Genomic DNA, 20,005 nt, shown 5'->3' on the forward strand with positions numbered 1-20,005 from the left:
TAGCGTCGAGGAGGCTCGGGCGCCCGCCCTGCAGAACGCTTGAGCATCCCTTCGCTGCAATCAACGGAAAACATTGATAAGCGAAAAACAACAATTCATACGAAAAGAGCCATCAAAAAAATAAAAATGAAACTTTTTAATGATTCAATCGTAAATACATATTAGAAGTCATTTTACGGATAAAGGGGGGAAGGTTTTTGATTGCCAGAAGAGCAATAACCGCCTTTTCATTGTTTTTTGCTCTGCTGCTGCTGGTAAGCCCTTTTCAAGGAAAAGCAGATAATGATAAAGTGCTGATTGTTCCAATTGAAGAAACGGTTGAAAAAGGGCTATATGCATTTTTAAGCAGGGCGGTGAAAACAGCTGAAGAAGAAAATGCATCAGCCATAATATTTGAAATAAATACACCTGGAGGGGCAGTGGATGCAGCCGGTCAAATTGGCAAGCTGTTAACCTCTACAAATGTAAAAACAATTTCTTTTGTCAATAAGCAGGCCTTATCTGCAGGTGCGTATATAGCTTTAAATACGGATGAAATATACATGGTGCCCGGATCAACAATGGGGTCAGCCGCAATTATTGACCAACAGGGAAATACGGCTGGCAAGAAAGCAGAGTCATACTGGTTTGCGGCAATGCAGAGTGCAGCCTCACAAACTGACAGAGATCCTCTTTATGCCCTTGCTATGGCAGATGAATCGGTAGACCTGCCTGAATTGGGGGCACCGAAAGGAAAGCTTCTTACTCTCACAGCTAAACAGGCTGAACAGGTAGGCTATTCGGAAGGCACGGTGGATTCTCGGGCGGAATTACTGGAAGTGCTCGGATTTGAAGAAGCTAATATACAGATAATTGATGAAAGCTTTGCGGAAAAGATAGCCCGTTTTATTACCCATCCTGTAGTCATCCCAATTCTATTATCTATTGGAAGCCTAGGGCTGGTTCTGGAGCTTTATTCACCGGGTTTCGGCATCCCTGGATTAATGGGATTATCATCCCTGCTTTTGTTCTTTTATGGTCATATGGTAGCCGGACTGGCAGGATATGAGACTTTAATTCTTTTTGTAATAGGGATTGGATTAATCATAGCCGAGTTTTTCCTTCCTGGAGGAATTGCAGGAATAGCCGGTGTCGCTGCAATACTCGGGAGCCTTTTCCTGGCTTCTGATAATGTGGCCCATATGGGAATGTCTATTTTAATTGCTATAGGAGTTTCAATATTGGCATCTATATTAATGATAAAGGTGTTTGGTAAAAAGATGAAATTCTTTAAAAAAATTATATTGACCGATAGCACCAATACTGAAAAAGGGTATATTTCAAACAAGAGCAGGCTAGAACTGATAGGCCTTGAGGGTTACGCACTCACTGCTCTTAGGCCTTCAGGCACTGTAGTTATAGGGGATGAAAGAATTGACGTTGTCAGCGAGGGAGCTTTTATCCTTAAAGGGGCAAAAGTAAAAGTTGTTAAAGCTGAAGGATCGCGTATTGTTGTCAGAGAAATATCTAATCTTGATTTAGATAAATAAAATCATCAGGAGGTAAAGTTATGTTAGAAGCAGGAACAGTAGCAATATTGGTTGCCGTTGTTCTCGGTATTATATTACTGGGGATATTATTCACATTTGTACCGGTTATGCTGTGGATATCAGCATTGGCAGCTGGAGTCAGAGTCAGTATCTTTACATTAATTGGAATGCGGCTCCGCCGGGTAATCCCAAGCCGTGTTATTAACCCGTTAATCAAAGCTCACAAGGCGGGACTTGAAGTAACAACAAATCAGCTGGAGAGCCATTACCTGGCAGGAGGAAATGTTGATAGAGTAGTCAATGCATTAATTGCAGCACATCGTGCAAATATTGATTTAAGCTTTGAACGCAGTGCAGCCATTGACCTGGCAGGGCGTGACGTTTTAGAAGCAGTTCAAATGAGTGTTAATCCAAAAGTAATTGAAACTCCTTTTATTGCCGGTGTGGCGATGGATGGTATTGAAGTAAAGGCTAAAGCGCGAATCACAGTCCGGGCCAATATTGACCGTCTGGTCGGAGGTGCGGGTGAGGAAACAATCGTGGCACGTGTCGGTGAGGGGATTGTCTCTACAATCGGTTCGCAGACAGATCACAAGAAAGTACTTGAAAATCCGGATATGATTTCTCAGACTGTTCTTTCAAAAGGTCTGGATGCAGGCACTGCTTTTGAAATTCTGTCGATTGATATAGCAGATGTGGATATCGGCAAAAATATTGGTGCAGAACTGCAGACTGAACAGGCTGAAGCAGACAAGAAGATTGCCCAGGCCAAAGCGGAGGAAAGGCGTGCAATGGCCGTTGCTCAGGAACAGGAAATGAAAGCCCGTGTTGAAGAAATGAGAGCGAAGGTTGTGGAAGCAGAGGCACAAGTGCCGCTTGCTATGTCAGAAGCTCTCCGTTCCGGAAATATCGGGGTAATGGACTATATGAATATCCAAAACATCTCGGCAGATACCGAAATGAGAGATTCAATTGGCAATATGAGTGATGACGGCAAAAATGGCCGTAAAAATGACTAATGATCCCATATTGGGAGAAGGGAGGAAACTCTCTTGGAATTTTTATTGGAGAATCCTTTTATTCTCATTGCTATAATCGCCTTCATTTCCTCCTTTTTCAAAAAAAAGAAGGAGGAAAAGCCTGTTAAACAGGCTCCCCGTTCAGCTCGGCAGGAGAATCGGACACAGGCAGAAAGAACTGCTGCAGATCCTGTAATGGCTGAAGTGCTGGAAGAGGAAAAAAGGAAGATGGAAGAGAAGTCCAGAAGAATAGCGGAAGAATACAGGCAGAGTAAACAGCATGCAGAACAAAGTATGAAGGCTCTCCAGAATCAGCAGAGAGCTGCTGAAAGAAAAGCAAGTGCAATATCGAAAACCGCTGCCGATATATCAGCAGGATACCCTGCGGAAGCCTCAGGAGCCGGAAAATTCGAGCCTCGGAAACAGGCGCTGGTTGACGGAATTATCTGGTCTGAAATTCTTGGACCGCCAAGGTCAAAAAATCCTCACAGGTCCCTTAACCGAAAGCGGTAAAAAATAAGTGCTAGAACCTTCGTTCATTTCATAAATATGAGATGAAAGGGGGTTCTTTTTTTATGGCAAAAAAGTGGGGACAATTCGTCCGCGGCTGGATGACTAAAAATATGGAGCTTCCTCAAGATGTCATGATGGACCTGCCCCGCATTACAATGATTGGGCAAATCCATATCTATATAGAAAATCACAGGGGATTACTGGCTTTTTCAGATAAGGAATTAAGACTGCTTCTAAAGCAGGGACAGCTATTAATAAGAGGGAAAGCCTTCGTCATAAAAACGATATTGCCCGAAGAAATCTTGCTAGAGGGAAAAGTTGATTCAGTAACTTATATTACAGACACTGATTAAGAATTCAGGGGGAAGGAAATGAAGAACCAGTGGATTGAATTTTATAGGGGCCTCGTAACAGTAAAAGCAAGCGGAAAAGGAATAGAGAGATTTATTAATACACTTACCCGGAGCGGCATCAATATCTGGAATGTGAAGAATCATGGAACACAATCAGTCACCTTCAAAATGAAATTGGCTGATGCAAAAAAAATAAGGAGCCACGCCAGGAACAGCGATTGCAAAATCGAGTTCCTGCAGCGGGCAGGAGCACCATTCCTTATGAAAAGGCTGCTGAAAAACAGCGGATTTGCAGCTGGTGGCCTCGCATTTTTTGCTGTCATTCTCCTTTTATCCAATATGGTTTGGGGCATACAGATTAAGGGGGCAAATCCTGCAACTGAATATCAGATTATTAAAGAATTGGACAGGATGGGGGTTAAAAAAGGAAAGCTGCAGTTTTTTGTAGAGAACGTGGAGTCTATTCAGCGGACACTTTCCAACAATATTGAGGCAATCACCTGGGTTGGCGTGGAGTTAAAAGGGACAACCTACCATTTACAGGTAGTTGAGAAAAATGAACCTGAGAAACCCGAGTATTTAAGCCCGCGTCATCTGGTAGCAAAGAAGAAAGCTGTCATTGTAGATATGTTTGTTGAAGAAGGCCGTCCGGTTGTCGATATTCACGATCATGTTCAGCCGGGCCAGCTTTTAGTCTCCGGGATAATTGGGAAAGAAGGACAAACAGAGACTGTTCCTTCAAAAGGAGAGGTTTTCGGGGAGACATGGTATAAATCTGAAGTTATTCTACCGCTTAAGAGCACCTTTAAGGTCTTCAGCGGCAATGAAAAAGTTAAGCATGCCATCACAATCGGAAATCTTGAGATTCCTATATGGGGATTTGGAAAACCGGAGTTTGAGGAGTATGAAATAGAGGAAAATGAGAAAGAAGTAAAATTCCTTAAATGGAAACTGCCTGTTTCATACGTAAATAAGACATTCCGTGAAAGAGAGCAAGTCACGAGAATATATTCTAATAAAGAGGCTTTTCAAGCTGCGAAAGATTTGGCAAGAAAAAAAATAAAAAGCAGCTTAGATGAAAATGCTAAGGTTAAGGGAGAAAAAGTTTTGCACCAATCAATTGACAATGGTAAAGTAACTATAGCAATACATTTCCAAATTATTGAGAATATTGCAGAAGGACAACCAATTATTCAAGGAGATTCGGAATGACAGAAGACTTGAAAACAATGAACCTGCAGCTTGAAGATCCTAATGAAGCCATTGCATTATTAGGCAATTCAGATGCAAACCTGAAAATTATTGAGCAAGAACTGAATGTTTCCATAGTAACCAGGGGAGAATCCGTTTATGTGTCTGGTGAAATGGACAAGGTAGAACTGGCTGGAAAGGTTCTGGATAAACTGCTTTATGTAATCCGGAAAGGAATAAATATAAGCCAGAGAGATGTTATGTATGCTCTTCAAATGGCTAACAAGGGAACACTAGAGTATTTCAGTGATTTATACGAAGAAGAAATCACAAAAAATGCAAAAGGAAAGTCTATTCGTGTTAAGACATTAGGACAGCGTCAATACATTCATGCAATCCGCCAAAATGACCTGGTTTTTGGCATAGGACCAGCAGGAACAGGAAAAACGTATTTGGCAGTTGTCATGGCTGTTAATGCTTTGAAAAATGGGAATGTGAAAAGAATCATTCTTACCCGTCCTGCCGTCGAAGCCGGTGAAAGCCTTGGCTTTCTGCCGGGGGATTTGAAGGAGAAAGTCGATCCTTACTTACGGCCTCTATATGATGCTTTGCATGATATATTAGGTGCTGAGCACACACAAAGAATGATTGAAAGAGGCACGATTGAAATTGCACCGCTGGCTTATATGCGCGGAAGGACATTAGATGATGCCTTTGTCATTCTTGATGAAGCGCAAAATACAACTCAGGCGCAGATGAAGATGTTTCTGACGAGGCTGGGCTTTAGTTCAAAAATGATTATTACCGGAGACAGAACACAGGTTGACCTTCCAAAGGGTGCAAAATCAGGCCTGATCGCAGCAGAAGACATACTCAAGGGTGTAAGCGGGCTTTCATTCGTTCATTTGGAACAAAGCGATGTTGTGCGGCATCCGCTTGTAGCCAGGATTATTCAGGCATACCAAAAAGAAGATAGTTAATGAACCTGTGAGCCGCCGTTTTTGGCGGTTTTTTCTATGATTGATAAAATAGGGAATTAATTACTATGGAATTATTTGCTATTAATGAATTGTTTAGGTAACCTGTTATTAGATAGGCCATTTTTCATTAGTGAAAACCATCAGAAAAACTGTTATGATTTTACATAATTAATGATTAATGCTAATTAAAGTGTAATAGAAGTTTTTTACCCAGGACAGGAGGGGTAAAGGTGCCAAATCTTCAGCAAAGTATGATTACAATCAGAAATTTGCTTAATATGACTTTTTTTCGTGTTCTCTTATTTGTTCTATTGGGAGTTGCTATGTATTTTTCCATGTATAGCAATGTGAAGCCTGAAAAGCTCGATTTAAGTCTATTCTCTGTCGCAGAACAGACAATAAGGTCACCCATAACCATAGAGGATAAGGCAAGTACAGAAAGAAAGAGAAAAGAAGCAGAAAATAATGTGAAGGATATTTACGTTGTAAAAAAAGAGATTGCACAAAACCGAGTCGACCTGGTTACCTCCATCTTCGGATCCGTTTCGGAAGTGAATGAAGAAGTAAAAGAAGAGATGGAAGAGAAAAAGAAGGGTGCCGGAAATGAATCCGGCAAAGAGGTAGAGGCACCAGACCCTTCTGCCCCTAATCCTGAAGACAAATTGACCATGGTTAAAGAAAAACTCACTGATGACGTAACACGTGAAGTATCTGATAGTGTCTTCCTTGCTTTGCTTCAGGCAAAGGAGGGGGAGCTGAGTATAGCGAAAGACCTTACTGTTACTGCCATCAATAAAATCATGAATAATGAAATTCCGGCTGAACAGGTGGAGAACGCAAAGAAGCGTGTTGAAGAAGAACTGAAGTTTACCAGCTTAAATTCAGATTTAAAAAAAGCAGCAATAGAGCTTGGGCGCTATGCGGTATATCAAAATCAATTTTATGATCCAGCAGCTACGGAAGAAATGCGGCAGCAGACCATTGAAAGTGTCGAGCCAGTCAAAATCCTTCAGGGGCAGATCATTGTTGAAGAAAACCAGCTGATCAGCAGGGACATTTACAGACAGCTTGAACTAGTAGGACTTATTGACAGTGTTAATTCGATTCAGCCTTTTATCGGCTTATCTCTAATCATTGTCATTGTTTTATCAGCCCTTTACTATTATTTCCATGAATTGAATGTGCAGCAGGATTTAAAGCAAAGCTATTTATTGCTGTTCAGCCTTGTTTTTATCCTATCGATATTGCTTATGAAGGTCATAAGTCTGTTCCAATATGCTGATTACTCAGAGATAGGATATATTTACCCGGCAGCTATGGGAGCTATGCTGATCAAAATACTGATTGATGAAAAGCTTGCGATGTATTACACCATTATTATGGCTATCAGTGGAAGCATCATTTTTAATGAAGGTGTTACTGGAACATTCCAGCTGACATCAGCTATTTATATACTTTGCAGCGGCTTGGCGGCCATATTGTTTTTGACAAAGCAGAATCGCCGTTCCAAAATATTGCAGGCTGGTTTATTCGTAACTGCAGTTAACATACTTGTTATCTTTTCTTTGCTTTTCCTAAGAAATGGCCACTATGAGACAATTGAATATGGGTTTTACTTTATAATAGCTCTGATTTCAGGTATTTCGTCAGCAGTCCTGGCGATTGGCCTGCTGCCTTATTTTGAGGCAGGATTTGGAATACTGTCTACTATGAGGCTGATTGAACTTTCCAATCCGAATCACCCTTTGCTGAGAAAGATACTTACTGAAGCTCCGGGCACCTACCATCATAGCGTAATGGTTGCAAATCTTTCCGAGTCAGCATGTGAAGCTATTGGGGCAAATGGGCTTTTGGCAAGGGTGGGCTGTTATTATCACGATATCGGCAAAACAAAACGGCCGCAATTTTTTATTGAGAACCAGGTGAATATTGAAAATCCACATGACCGGCTTCCTCCTCAGACCAGTAAGAATATTATTATCGCCCATGCCGCAGATGGAGCTGAAATGCTGAGAAAGCATAAGATGCCTAAGGAAATAGTGGATATTGCCGAACAGCATCATGGAACCACCTTGCTGAAATATTTTTATTACAAAGCAAAACAGAATGGACTTGAGGTAAAAGAAGAAGATTACCGCTATCCGGGGCCAAAACCTCAATCAAAAGAGTCTGCAGTCATTGGCATTGCGGATAGTGTAGAAGCTGCAGTCCGTTCTATGGCGCATCCTACAACAGAGCAAATAGAGGATTTGGTAAAGAAGATAATCGCAGACAGGCTTCAGGATGGACAGCTGAACGAATGTGATTTAACCTTAAAAGAGCTGGAAACCGTTTCACAATCGTTCTGTGAAACGTTAAACGGAATTTTCCATTCACGTATTGAGTATCCTGAAATGACTAAACAGAAGGTGAAACAGGCATGATTTTAAGTATTGATTTTTTGGACGAAACAAATGAGCTTCAGGAAAGTGATATAGCGAAAATTGAAGAGCTAATTACCTTTGCGGCCTCAAAAGAATCTGTGGAGCCCGAAAGTGAAGTATCCATCACTTTTGTGACCAATGAGCGCATCCGCGAAATCAACAGAGAGTACCGGGATAAAGATCGGCCGACAGATGTTATTTCCTTCGCGATGGAAGAGCTGGGGGAAGGTGAAATTGAACTGGTTGGTGCTGATATGCCGCGGATCCTCGGAGATATTATTATCTCCACCGCGAAGGCTAAGGAACAGGCTGAAGAGTATGGACATTCTTTTATCAGGGAGCTTGGCTTTTTGGCGGTCCATGGCTTCCTTCATCTTCTTGGCTATGATCATGAAAACCCGGAAGACGAGAAAAAAATGTTTTCCCGCCAGAAGGATATACTGGATGAATTCGGGCTCACGAGATAAAAAGGTCCGAACACACAGTGTCCTAAAATCCTTTGCGTTTGCTTTTTCCGGAATTAGAACAGCGTTATTTAATGAAAGGAATCTGCAGATACACTTGGCAGTAGCCATTGCAGTGCTTTTCTTTGGTGGTTACTTTGGCATTTCCCGGCTTGAATGGATAATCATTATTCTGGCCATCGGTGGCATGCTATCACTCGAATTGCTGAATACAGCAATTGAGAGGGCAGTGGATCTGGCAACCGAAGATTATCACCCCTTGGCAAAACAGGCAAAGGATATTGCCGCTGGAGCAGTGCTGGTATTTGCCATTGTATGTATAATTGTAGGCGGAATTGTATTCCTGCCAAAAATTTTTATATTTTTGCAGTAATGTGAAGCTGTCCAAAGGGACAGCTTTACTTTTTTTAAAAGCCTGTTTTCTTAATGTTTGATGTTATTCCTAACCTATTTTAATTTGCTGAGCTGATCTTCGCTGTGGGCACTTGATCCTCGAAAATGCTGACGCATTTCCTTCGAGCGGTGTTCATTCGAGGGAGCTTATTCAATGTCCTGCGGGAGGAGGGAAGTGTGAGACCCCGAAGGCGAAGCCGAGGAGGCTCGCATTCCTCCCCGCGGGTTCGCTGCGTGCCTTTCGCTGCAATCAACGGGCAGAATTCATAGACAACAGACAACAATCTTTTAGTAAAGAAAGCTACTTTAGCAAGGTAGGCTGCAGGTTGAATATATTGATTGGATTGCAGGGAAAGTGCGAGATCTTCTATAATGCCTGCGCATTTTCTTAGTGTGGTCTTTACTCAAGGAAGCGTATTCAGCGCCCAAAGGGACAGAAGAACCCCCGCAGACGTACAGAATCGACTGTTTCACCGCCAGCCCCGCTGAAGACTTGAACATTCTGAATCGGAAATAACCGGGCAGCATTTAAGTGAAACAAAGCGATTTTTGAAAACAGCCATTCATATAAAGACTTACAGCAAGCCCCTGATAAATTCAGTGCCTGAATTTGAAAACGTTCACTGAATCAGCTAAAATGACAGAACAGCAATAAATTTCACAGGCTTGGAGAAATAGCCCATATAGAAAACAAGCCCATAAAATTTAATCTGTCTGCTTATTTTTAGAAAATTCAATTTTTTTATTACGTTTTTGCTACAAACGATGAAAATCAAAGTAAAATGTTGTAAAATAAAAGAGAAGCGGCTGCTTTTTTACAGAAATAGCTTAGAAGGCCCCGTGGTTCATAATTTCTATCCAGGTTTTGATGTCTCGGGGAGCAGCTCCGTTTTACTTGAAAGGAAGAAATATTTGTGAATAATGATCAACTAATTCAAGAAGCAAAGATTGCAAGAGATAGAGCATATGTGCCATATTCAAAATTCAAAGTGGGAGCTGCGCTATTAAGCAGTGACGGACAGGTTTTTCACGGCTGCAATATAGAAAATGCAGCGTACAGCATGTGTAATTGCGCTGAAAGGACTGCGCTTTTCAAAGCGTATTCTGATGGAGTAAAAAGCTTTTCAGCTATTGCTGTTATTGCTGACACAGACCGTCCTGTTCCCCCATGCGGTGCATGCAGACAGGTAATATCCGAACTATGTCCGCCAGAAATGAAAGTTGTTTTAACCAACTTAAAAGGGGATATTAAAGAATTAACAGTTGCAGAATTACTGCCAGGAGCATTTTCACCGGAGGATTTACATGAATAATACACAAAAAGGACACAAATCAGGTTTTATTTCCATAATCGGCAGACCAAACGTAGGAAAATCAACGTTCTTAAATCGCGTAATTGGGCAGAAAATTGCCATTATGAGTGATAAGCCGCAAACAACCCGCAACAAAGTTCAGGGTGTCCTGACTACTAATGACGCACAATTTATTTTTATTGATACGCCAGGAATTCATAAGCCAAAGCATAAACTGGGAGACTTTATGATGAAAGTTGCCCAAAACACTCTAAAAGAAGTGGATGTCATCCTGTTTATGGTAAATGCCCAGGAAGGCTTTGGACGCGGTGAAGAATTCATACTTGAGAAATTTCAGTCAGTCCGAACACCCATTTTCCTTGTAATCAATAAGATTGACCAGGTACATCCTGATGAACTGCTTAAAATTATTGAGTCTTACAAGGAAAAGTACGATTTCAGCGAAATTATCCCCATTTCTGCGTTAGAAGGCAATAATGTAGAGACGCTGTTAGGACAGATTAAAAAATATATTCCCGAGGGGCCGCAGTTTTATCCTGCTGATCAAGTAACAGATCACCCAGAGAGATTTATTGTTTCCGAACTGATCAGGGAAAAAGCCCTGCATTTAACAAGGGAGGAAATACCGCACTCGCTGGCTGTAACTATTGATAAGATGGAGCGCCGCGAAGACAAGGATGTTGTTCATGTCATGGCTACGATCATTGTGGAACGTGACTCCCAAAAAGGCATAGTGATTGGAAAGCAAGGGAAAATGCTTAAGGAAATCGGAAAAAGAGCAAGGGTGGATATTGAAAATCTTCTTGGATCACAGGTTTTTCTAGAGCTTTGGGTTAAAGTTCAGAAAGACTGGCGCAATAAAATGTCTCAGCTCCGCGATTTTGGCTTCCGTGAAGATGAGTACTGAACCAGCCCTAATTAAAGTATTATCCATTTCTGGTTTATATGCATACAGGTTATTGACAATATTTTCGTCTCATGATTTTACAAAGACAGGCTATGATATAGATAAATGTATTGGGATAAAGAATTGCTAGTTGAATAACTGAAAGGTGGGGTTTTCGATGATGGATTTTACCTGGAGAGTGTTTTCCCAGACAGGAAATATTGACACATATCTTCTCTTCAAGGAGCTAGAAAAGGAAACTCAGGATATACCCGGCAGCAATGATGAAGAGCTAGCAGAAGCTGATTTTCCCATCTCATAGGTTTGTCGAAAGACAGGGATGGTGTCACGGTTGCTTGATAAATGTGAAGGCATCGTCATCAGGACAACTAATTACAGTGAAACAAATAAAATTGTTACTTTATATACCCGTGAATGGGGAAAAGTTGGTGTGATGGCACGAGGAGCGAAAAAGCCGAACAGCAGACTTGCTGCTGTCACCCAGCTTTTTACATACGGAAACTTTTTAGTTCAGCGTGGAAGCGGTCTGGGCACCCTGCAGCAGGGTGATATGATTTCATCCATGAGATCAATTAAAGAAGATATTTTTCTGACTGCTTATGCAAGCTATATTGTCGATTTGACTGATAAAAGCAGTGAGGATAAGAAGCCTAACCCATTTTTGTTTGAATTGCTGCATCAAACGCTAAATTTAATAAATGAGGGATATGATCCGGAAATTCTCACCAATATTTATGAAATGAAAATGCTGAATGGTCTGGGTTTATATCCTGTTCTGGATCAATGTACTGTCTGCGGAAGCACTGACGGGCATTTTGTATTTTCAATCCGGGAAAACGGACTCATTTGCCACCGCTGTCTTGACAGGGATCCTTATCATTATAAGGTATCACAGGCGACCATTAAGCTGCTGCGCCTGTTTTATTTTTTTGACTTGTCCAGGCTTGGCAATATTTCTGTTAAGCCCGAAACCAAGGCTGAATTGAAAAAGATTATCTCTGCTTATTATGAAGAGTATTCCGGCTTATCCCTTAAGACTAAAAAGTTTCTTAATCAAATGGATAAGTTTAATGATCTTATGTAAAGCGTTCCCTTGGCTTTTTGCTTAAGATTGACAATCCAAGGTGATTCCGCTATGATTCAAATTAATAAAATATTATTGCAGTGAAGGAGAAGAGTACTTAACTTTTTTCATTAAAGCGAACCCGGGACAGTGGAAGCCGGGTATGGATGGTTAAGGAAGGGCGCTCTGGAGCAATATTGTCTATCGACAACAAAGAGGCTGCGGTAAAATCGCAGCAAATAGGGTGGAACCGCGGGTAAACTCTCGTCCCTATGCCATGTGGCATAGAGACGGGAGTTTTTTATGTTCACTGAAACACGGAAGCCCTGTGATAGATAGCTGCTAAATTTATAACAAATTAAGAAAGAGGTGTCCTATGAATATTCAAAACATGATATTAACGCTTCAAAAACATTGGTCTGAACAGGGGTGTATCCTAATGCAGGCTTATGATACTGAAAAAGGCGCAGGTACAATGAGCCCCTATACATTTTTAAGAGCGATCGGACCAGAACCGTGGAATGTAGCTTATGTAGAGCCTTCACGCCGTCCTGCTGATGGCCGATATGGTGAAAATCCAAACCGGCTTTATCAGCATCATCAATTTCAAGTGATTATGAAGCCGTCGCCGGATAATATTCAGGAGCTGTATCTTGATTCACTCAAAGCATTAGGCATTGATCCGCTTGAACATGACATCCGGTTTGTAGAAGATAACTGGGAAAATCCTTCTCTGGGCTGCGCGGGCTTAGGGTGGGAAGTGTGGCTTGATGGAATGGAAATAACACAGTTCACATACTTCCAGCAGGTAGGCGGATTGGAATGCAAGCCTGTGTCTGTTGAAATTACATATGGTATCGAAAGGCTCGCCTCTTACATTCAGGATAAGGAAAATGTCTTTGACCTTGAATGGACAGAAGGATTTACGGTTAGGGACATCTTCCTGCAGCCGGAGTTTGAGCATTCGAAGTACACATTTGAAACATCGGATCAGGAAATGCTTTTCAATTTGTTCAACATCTACGAGAAGGAAGCACATAGGCAAATGGATGAAGGGCTTGTGCATCCAGCTTATGACTATGTTTTAAAATGCTCTCATACTTTTAACCTGCTTGATGCAAGGGGAGCGATCTCTGTGACAGAAAGAACAGGCTATATTGCAAGATGCCGGAACCTGGCCAGAAAAATAGCCAAAACCTTTTACGAAGAGCGGGAAAAACTTGGCTTCCCAATTTTAAAGGATAAGGAGGAAGGGTCTCATGAATAAGAAAGATCTTCTGCTGGAAATTGGACTTGAAGAAATGCCTGCCAGATTTGTCACTAATTCAATGAATCAGCTTTCAGATAAAGTGAAATCATGGCTTTTGGAAAAGAAAATATCTTTTGACGAAATCAGCGCTTTCTCCTCTCCACGCCGTTTGGCTGTTCTTGTTACGGGAGTGGAAACTGCCCAGGAGGACATTAACGAAGAAGCAAAAGGACCTGCAAAAAAAATCGCGTTAACCGATGACGGTGAATGGTCAAAAGCTGCTATTGGATTTAGCCGGGGTCAGGGAGCATCTGTTGAAGATATATACTTTAAAGAAATTAAGGGTGTTGAATACGCGCATGTAAGCAAATTCATAAAAGGGCAGGAAACAGCTGCACTGCTGCCTGAACTTCAGCAGATTGTTACATCGCTATCATTTCCGAAAAATATGCGCTGGTCTAACCAGGAGCTGCGCTTTATTAGGCCGATCAAATGGCTTCTGGCATTATTCGGAAGTGAAGTCATACCATTTTCAATCACTAATGTTCAGACATCTAACCTTACAAGAGGACATCGTTTTCTTGGGGAAGAGATTGAAATTAACAATCCCTTTGACTATGAAAAGTCCTTGCTGGCACAATATGTCATTACTAATCCTCAGGAAAGAAAAAATGCTATTCTCTCGCAGTTGGAAAAAATTGAAGAAGAGAATGATTGGGTGATTCCTGTTGATGAAGAGTTATTGGAAGAAGTAAATAATCTTGTTGAGTATCCAACAGCATTATATGGAAAATTTGAAGAGGAATATCTGGAGCTTCCGGAAGAGGTTTTGATTACCTCGATGAAAGAACATCAGCGCTATTTCCCGGTAAAGTCCAAAGAGGGCAGGCTTCTTCCTTACTTTGTTACAGTTCGAAATGGATCTCATGAACATTTGGAAAAAGTGGCTAAGGGAAATGAAAAAGTATTGCGGGCAAGACTTTCTGATGCGGCTTTCTTTTACAGGGAAGACCAAAAAACGGAAATCGCATCATCGCTCGAAAAACTTAAAAGCATTGTGTATCATGAAGAAATTGGAACACTTGCTGAAAAGGTAGACCGTGTCCGCCTGCTGGCAGCGAAACTGAGCGGGAATCTTGGCTTCAGTGATGAAGCGAAAGCAGTGACAGACCGTGCCGCTGAAATCAGCAAGTTTGATCTTGTTTCACATATGGTTTATGAATTTCCTGAGCTCCAAGGTTTTATGGGAGAAAAATACGCCCTGCAAAAAGGTGAAAAAGAAGCTGTGGCGCGTGCAATTAATGAACATTACATGCCGCGCAATGCAGAGGACCAGACGCCAGCAAGTGATGCCGGTGCAGTACTTTCCATTGCTGAGAAGCTGGACACAATTGTGTCATCCTTTGCAATTGGAATAATCCCAAGCGGTTCCCAGGATCCATATGCCTTAAGAAGACAGGCATCGGGTATCATCCAGACATTACTGGCTAAAAACTGGGATTTGAAACTCGAAGAATTGATTTCATTATCTTCCGATATTATTCTAAATGCGAACATTGGAAAGAAGTCAAAAAATGAATTGTTGCAGGAATTGGTATCTTTCTTTAAGTTAAGAATTAAATATATGCTTCAGGAAAAAGCAGTTCGCTATGACCTAATTGAAGCTGTATTAGGAAATGATATTGATTCTGTGCCTTCACTTGTCAATAGAGCCCAAGTATTGGAGTCCAACAAAGATGCAGAAGGCTTTAAGGAAAGCATTGAAGCCCTTAGCCGCGTGATCAATATCGCTTCTAAGGCAGAACGTAAAGGGGAAATAGACAGCAGCTTATTTGAAAACGAATACGAAAAAGTTTTGTTCAGTAAATTTTTATCTGTAACGGAGGAATTAAAGAACGAGGTGAATGAGGAAGCTGTCTTTAATTTGTTAGTAAGCATGAAACCAGAAATTGATCAATATTTCGAGCATACTATGGTAATGGATGAGAATCAGGAAATTCGCCGCAATAGGCTTCATCAAATGGCACATTTGGCTGATGTGATAAAGAAATTTGCAAATATGAACGAAATAATTGTTAAGTAGTAAGCTGAAACTTTGCGTTCTATGCTTCAATGAGATTAAAATCTAAGATAGGGACAGCTGCCTGGCTGTCAGGGAAGAGCCTGTTTATTATACTGACGGGCTCTTTCATATTTTGGGCATATCCGGCAGCACAACGTAAACTATATATGAAACACATCTTTTCATTTATGACGAATAGTATATAATAATGATATAAAAGTATAACCTTATTATAGTGGGAAATGAGTGCCAACAGCATTCCTTTTCAGATTAGGTGGTGAGAAAAATCGAATTAAATAAAAGGCAGGAAAAGATCATAGAAATCGTTAAGGAAAACGGGCCGATCACTGGTGAGAGTATAGCGGAACAGCTCAGTCTAACTAGGGCAACACTAAGGCCGGATCTGGCTATATTAACGATGGCCGGCTACTTGGATGCCCGTCCGCGTGTAGGATATTTTTATACAGGGAAGACTGGGGCCCAGCTGCTGACAGAAAACCTTCAGAAGCTTTATGTAAGGGATTATCAATCCATCCCTGTTGTGGTTAATGAGAATGTATCGGTATATGATGCAATTGTGACAATGTTTCTGGAAGATGTCGGCACGTTATTTGTAGTCGATCAGGGCTCGCTGCTTGTTGGGGTTTTGTCAAGAAAGGATTTACTGCGCGCAAGTATAGGCAAGCAGGAGCTAAATTCCATCCCTGTTAATATCATTATGACAAGAATGCCTAATATAACTATGTGTGAAAAAGATGATTTGCTCATAGAAGTTGCTAAAAAGCTGATTGAAAAGCAAATTGACGCCCTTCCCGTTGTAAGAAAGACGGAGAAAGGGTTTGAGGTAAACGGCAGGATAACCAAAACAAATCTGACAAAAGCATTCTTGGCCCTGGCCGGGGAAAAGTAGCAATGTAAGAAGGAGAAGGTGTTGAATGATGGAAAAATTGCCGGTCATTTACGTCGTTTCGGACTCAGTGGGAGAAACGGCAGAACTTGTAACAAAAGCTGCAACAAGCCAGTTTAATGGCAGTGATATATCTATTAAGCGTTTTCCGTACGTTGAAGAGAAAGTACATATTGATGAAGTGATTTCGCTGGCAAAGCTGGATAATGGGATGATTGCCTATACAATGGTCAAGCCGGACATGAGGAAATATATTAACCAGCGGGCTGCTGAAGAAGGGATATATACCTTTGATATTGTCGGGCCTTTAATGGATCAAATCCAAAAAGCATGCGGCATTACACCGCTTTTTGAACCGGGACTGGTCAGAAAGCTTGATGAGGATTATTTTAAAAAGATTGAGGCAATCGAGTTTGCTGTAAAGTATGATGATGGCCGCGATCCCCGTGGAATATTGAAGGCTGATATAGTGCTTATAGGGGTATCAAGGACTTCAAAAACACCTCTTTCCCAGTATCTTGCTCACAAGCGCCTTAAAGTGGCTAACGTACCCCTTGTGCCTGAAGTCGATCCTCCAGAAGAGCTCTTTCTTGTCCCTCCGGATAAGTGCTTCGGTCTGAAAATAAGCCCTGAGAAATTAAACTTTATTCGAAGAGAACGCCTGATATCATTAGGTCTAAGCGATAATGCAAGCTATGCTAATATAGAGAGAATTAAAGAAGAAATAGATTACTTTGAAAGAACCGTTTCTAAAATTAAATGCCCGGTTATTGATGTCACGAACAAGGCTGTAGAAGAAACGGCCAATATGATTTTCAATCAATACCGGAAAAGCTTTCCGAAAAGCTAGCACATAATTCCTTATGTGCCTTTTCTTTTTTTAACTCGGCAGTTGGGATTGCAGGCTTTCGCTTCATGCAGATTTTTTTCAGGGTGAACTGATTGGATCAGAGGGAACCTGACCTCGAAAATACATTCGCATTTTTTTCTGGGCAGGAGAAAAAAACTGCAAAGATAAAATATTGTTGCCAGATAAAATAATGGCAAAATAGAGATTTATGTACTATAATAAAAAATTGTGATAAAAATGTACCCGAATAGGTTTAGACTTCATTGCCAAGGAATAAACTATTTATTGTGGCATGTCAAGCTTTCGGTCAAGAAAAAATTCGACATATCTCACTATGCAAAAGTTATTTATGCAAAGAAGGATTATGCGGAGTGATGTAGAATTATTAGAACATTAGGCAAACCGATCATTATGGTGGATGCAGATTCCTGTCCTGTTAAAGAGGAAATTGTCGAAATAGCCAATTCCTTTAAATTGGACGCGGTCTTTGTTGCCTCTTATGCTCATATGCAAAATGATCTGAGCGGGGCTGTCTGGAAATTTGTAGACAGCAGTAAAGAAGCTGCAGATCTATTCATAATGAATCATGTAAAATCAGGAGATGCAGTTGTTACTCAAGATATTGGATTGGCATCAACTCTTTTGTTAAAGGGTGTTTATGTCCTTTCTCCCAGGGGAATTTTATTTGAAGAAAGTGAAATTCGAACCGCTTTGGAAATGAGGCATCTCTCAGCGAAGGCTCGAAAAAGAGGGGTTTATGGTAAAGGGCCCAAACCATTTAGCCAGGAGGACCGATCCAGGTTTGTGCAGCAATTGACAAAGATTTTGTCGAATCTTGAAGGAATTCGTTAATGTTTATCGAATACCTGAGTAAGTAATGGAGTTGTTCATATGGCAGAACGGATCGCCGAGGAGAAAGTAAATGAAATTCGGCAGGCTGTAGATATTGTTGATGTCATTGGCGACTATATTCAATTAAACAAGCAAGGACGCAACTATTTTGGGCTTTGTCCTTTTCATGGCGAAAATACTCCTTCATTTTCTGTTTCACCCGATAAGCAGATTTATCATTGCTTTGGATGCGGAGCTGGAGGCAATGCCTTTTCTTTCTTAATGGATTTAGAAGGATATTCATTTCAGGAAGCCGCACTAAAACTTGCTGAAAAGGGAAATGTTAAGCTTGAAATTGATGCAGCATCCGCAGCATCAGCAAAATCAATGCCTGTGGATTTACAGCAGATGATGGAAGCCCATGAGCTTCTACGTAAATTTTATCACCATCTGCTTGTAAACACAAAAGATGGTCAGCATGCATTAGAATATTTGCTCAATAGGGGATTTACAATGGAATCGATCGAAAAATATCAAATCGGTTACTCATTACAGTCCTGGGATTTTGTTTTCAAGTTCCTGACTAAAAGGAAGTTCCCCGAAGATGTCATGGAAAGAGCAGGACTGATCATCAAAAGGGAGAAAGATGGGAGCTATTTTGACCGCTTCCGAGATAGAATTATGTTCCCTATTTTCGACCGCAGCGGAAATACGATTGCTTTTTCAGGAAGATCACTTGGGGCTGATGAGCCCAAATATTTAAATAGCCCTGAAACATCAATCTTTAATAAAAGCAAAATATTATATAATTTTCATTTGGCGAGACCACATATTAAAAAATTGCAGAGAGCCGTTCTTTTTGAAGGGTTTGCAGATGTAATCGCCGCTGATCGTGCTGGTGTCGGCAATGGCGTTGGTACGATGGGCACTGCTTTAACTGAAGAACATGTTTCTTCCTTAAGAAGAAATGTTCAATCCGTCACGATCTGTTATGATTCCGATAATGCCGGTATCGAAGCTGCATACCGGGCAGCAAACTTGCTAATGGAAGCGGGCTGCCAGATCAGAGTGGCACTGATGCCTGACGGCTATGATCCGGATGATTATATTAAAGAATACGGCGAAGAAAAATTCCGTCATGATGTAATTGAGTCCAGCATAACCTTTATGGCATTTAAGCTTCGTTATCTCAGAAGAGGCAAAAGGCTTCAAAATGAAGGAGATAGACTCCTTTATATCGAAGAGGTATTAAAGGAAATCAGCAGGCTAGATAAAGCAGTGGAAAGAGACCATTATCTACGCCAGCTTGCAAATGAATTTTCACTTTCTCTGGAAGCTTTGAAAGAACAGCAAAAACAAGTATATTACACCGAGAAGAGAAAAAGCGGCCAGAAGGGAAAAGTTGCTTTCGAGCCTCAAAAAAGGCTGCAGACACCCAAAAGGGCAGACAGTCTGAAACCCGCATACCATACTGCGGAAAGAAGGCTTATTGCCCACATGCTTAGGAATAGTGACGTAGCATTTAAAGTTCAGGATATGCTTCAGGGAAATACATTTAACATCGATGAACACCAGGCAATTATTACCTATCTACTAGGTTTCTACGAAAAAGGCCATACGCCTGATCCGAGCGCATTCATAAATTTTATAAATGATGAAAAGCTTAAGCGCATTGTGGTGGATATAGAAATGATGTCCATAAATGATGAATTAAGCGAACAGGAATTAACAGATTACCTTAAACAGGTGTTGAATTATCAAAAGATGTTAAAAATAAAAGAAAAACTAAATGAAGAAAAAGAAGCAGAACGCCAAAAGGATTATGCTAAAGCGGCTTTAATCGCAATGGAGATTCTTCATTTGCGAAAATCACTATAAAAAGCCTGTGCCTTAATAAATGTTTTGGGATTTAGCGTCTCCTAAGGAATAGTCCCATTTGAAGATGTATTAGAATGTGT

Annotated in this window: 19 protein-coding genes and 1 other annotated feature; all 19 genes read left to right on the plus strand. The window is 41.0% G+C overall.

Annotated elements, in window-relative coordinates:
* Window positions 1-197: 197 nt before the first annotated feature.
* The 19 genes from AC6CHU_RS09240 (at window position 198) to dnaG (ending at window position 19,925) form a co-directional block, all read left to right on the plus strand.
* Entirely contained in the window at window positions 198-1,529 is a 1,332-nt protein-coding gene (locus AC6CHU_RS09240; protein WP_159864947.1) for an NfeD family protein, read from the plus strand.
* Window positions 1,530-1,549: 20 nt separating this feature from the next.
* Complete coding sequence (floA, locus tag AC6CHU_RS09245) at window positions 1,550-2,548, plus strand: flotillin-like protein FloA (RefSeq protein ID WP_159864950.1); 999 nt, start codon at window positions 1,550-1,552, stop codon at window positions 2,546-2,548.
* Window positions 2,549-2,581: 33 nt separating this feature from the next.
* Window positions 2,582-3,061 carry a YqfB family membrane protein gene (locus AC6CHU_RS09250; protein WP_159864953.1) on the plus strand — a complete coding sequence of 160 codons (480 nt, stop codon included), beginning with the start codon at window positions 2,582-2,584 and terminating at the stop codon, window positions 3,059-3,061.
* 62 nt (window positions 3,062-3,123) lie between these two features.
* Window positions 3,124-3,414, plus strand: coding sequence for a sporulation protein YqfC (gene yqfC, locus AC6CHU_RS09255; protein ID WP_048010289.1), 291 nt, complete (start codon window positions 3,124-3,126; stop codon window positions 3,412-3,414).
* An 18-nt stretch (window positions 3,415-3,432) separates the two neighbouring features.
* Window positions 3,433-4,626 carry a sporulation protein YqfD gene (gene yqfD / locus AC6CHU_RS09260; protein ID WP_159864956.1) on the plus strand — a complete coding sequence of 398 codons (1,194 nt, stop codon included), beginning with the start codon at window positions 3,433-3,435 and terminating at the stop codon, window positions 4,624-4,626.
* Window positions 4,623-5,585 (plus strand): PhoH family protein, encoded by a 963-nt coding sequence (locus tag AC6CHU_RS09265; RefSeq protein ID WP_159864959.1) that lies wholly within the window; start codon window positions 4,623-4,625, stop codon window positions 5,583-5,585. Before yqfD ends, AC6CHU_RS09265 begins: the two co-directional genes overlap by 4 nt.
* Window positions 5,586-5,815: 230 nt before the next feature.
* The gene (locus AC6CHU_RS09270) at window positions 5,816-8,008 is read left to right on the plus strand and encodes an HD family phosphohydrolase (RefSeq protein ID WP_159864962.1); all 2,193 of its coding nucleotides are present in this window, start codon (window positions 5,816-5,818) and stop codon (window positions 8,006-8,008) included.
* Window positions 8,005-8,475, plus strand: coding sequence for an rRNA maturation RNase YbeY (gene ybeY, locus AC6CHU_RS09275; protein ID WP_159864965.1), 471 nt, complete (start codon window positions 8,005-8,007; stop codon window positions 8,473-8,475). The genes AC6CHU_RS09270 and ybeY overlap by 4 nt, the downstream gene beginning before the upstream one ends.
* A complete protein-coding gene (locus AC6CHU_RS09280) occupies window positions 8,453-8,845 on the plus strand; it encodes a diacylglycerol kinase family protein (RefSeq protein WP_159864968.1) in 393 nt (130 codons plus the stop codon). The genes ybeY and AC6CHU_RS09280 overlap by 23 nt, the downstream gene beginning before the upstream one ends.
* A 934-nt stretch (window positions 8,846-9,779) precedes the next feature.
* Window positions 9,780-10,178: a cytidine deaminase gene (locus AC6CHU_RS09285; RefSeq protein ID WP_159864971.1), complete on the plus strand. Its 399-nt coding sequence runs from the start codon at window positions 9,780-9,782 to the stop codon at window positions 10,176-10,178.
* Complete coding sequence (era, locus tag AC6CHU_RS09290) at window positions 10,171-11,085, plus strand: GTPase Era (RefSeq protein WP_159864974.1); 915 nt, start codon at window positions 10,171-10,173, stop codon at window positions 11,083-11,085. The genes AC6CHU_RS09285 and era overlap by 8 nt, the downstream gene beginning before the upstream one ends.
* Window positions 11,086-11,242: 157 nt before the next feature.
* Window positions 11,243-11,386 (plus strand): YqzL family protein, encoded by a 144-nt coding sequence (locus AC6CHU_RS09295; RefSeq protein WP_009332996.1) that lies wholly within the window; start codon window positions 11,243-11,245, stop codon window positions 11,384-11,386.
* 30 nt (window positions 11,387-11,416) lie between these two features.
* Window positions 11,417-12,169 carry a DNA repair protein RecO gene (gene recO / locus AC6CHU_RS09300; RefSeq protein ID WP_159864977.1) on the plus strand — a complete coding sequence of 251 codons (753 nt, stop codon included), beginning with the start codon at window positions 11,417-11,419 and terminating at the stop codon, window positions 12,167-12,169.
* Window positions 12,170-12,240: 71 nt separating this feature from the next.
* Window positions 12,241-12,423 (plus strand) — a binding site (T-box leader).
* 101 nt (window positions 12,424-12,524) lie between these two features.
* On the plus strand, window positions 12,525-13,415 hold the full coding sequence (gene glyQ / locus AC6CHU_RS09305) for a glycine--tRNA ligase subunit alpha (protein WP_035331136.1): 891 nt from the start codon (window positions 12,525-12,527) through the stop codon (window positions 13,413-13,415).
* Complete coding sequence (gene glyS, locus AC6CHU_RS09310; protein WP_159864980.1) at window positions 13,408-15,480, plus strand: glycine--tRNA ligase subunit beta; 2,073 nt, start codon at window positions 13,408-13,410, stop codon at window positions 15,478-15,480. Before glyQ ends, glyS begins: the two co-directional genes overlap by 8 nt.
* 253 nt (window positions 15,481-15,733) lie before the next feature.
* Window positions 15,734-16,369 carry a transcriptional regulator CcpN gene (gene ccpN / locus AC6CHU_RS09315; protein ID WP_159864983.1) on the plus strand — a complete coding sequence of 212 codons (636 nt, stop codon included), beginning with the start codon at window positions 15,734-15,736 and terminating at the stop codon, window positions 16,367-16,369.
* Window positions 16,370-16,397: 28 nt separating this feature from the next.
* Entirely contained in the window at window positions 16,398-17,216 is an 819-nt protein-coding gene (locus AC6CHU_RS09320) for a pyruvate, water dikinase regulatory protein (RefSeq protein ID WP_159865317.1), read from the plus strand.
* A 411-nt stretch (window positions 17,217-17,627) separates the two neighbouring features.
* Window positions 17,628-18,068, plus strand: coding sequence for a YaiI/YqxD family protein (locus AC6CHU_RS09325; RefSeq protein ID WP_159864986.1), 441 nt, complete (start codon window positions 17,628-17,630; stop codon window positions 18,066-18,068).
* A 39-nt stretch (window positions 18,069-18,107) separates the two neighbouring features.
* On the plus strand, window positions 18,108-19,925 hold the full coding sequence (dnaG, locus tag AC6CHU_RS09330; RefSeq protein ID WP_251283678.1) for a DNA primase: 1,818 nt from the start codon (window positions 18,108-18,110) through the stop codon (window positions 19,923-19,925).
* Window positions 19,926-20,005 lie beyond the last annotated feature (80 nt).

The sequence above is a fragment of the Cytobacillus sp. GQ23 genome (genome assembly GCF_059758675.1).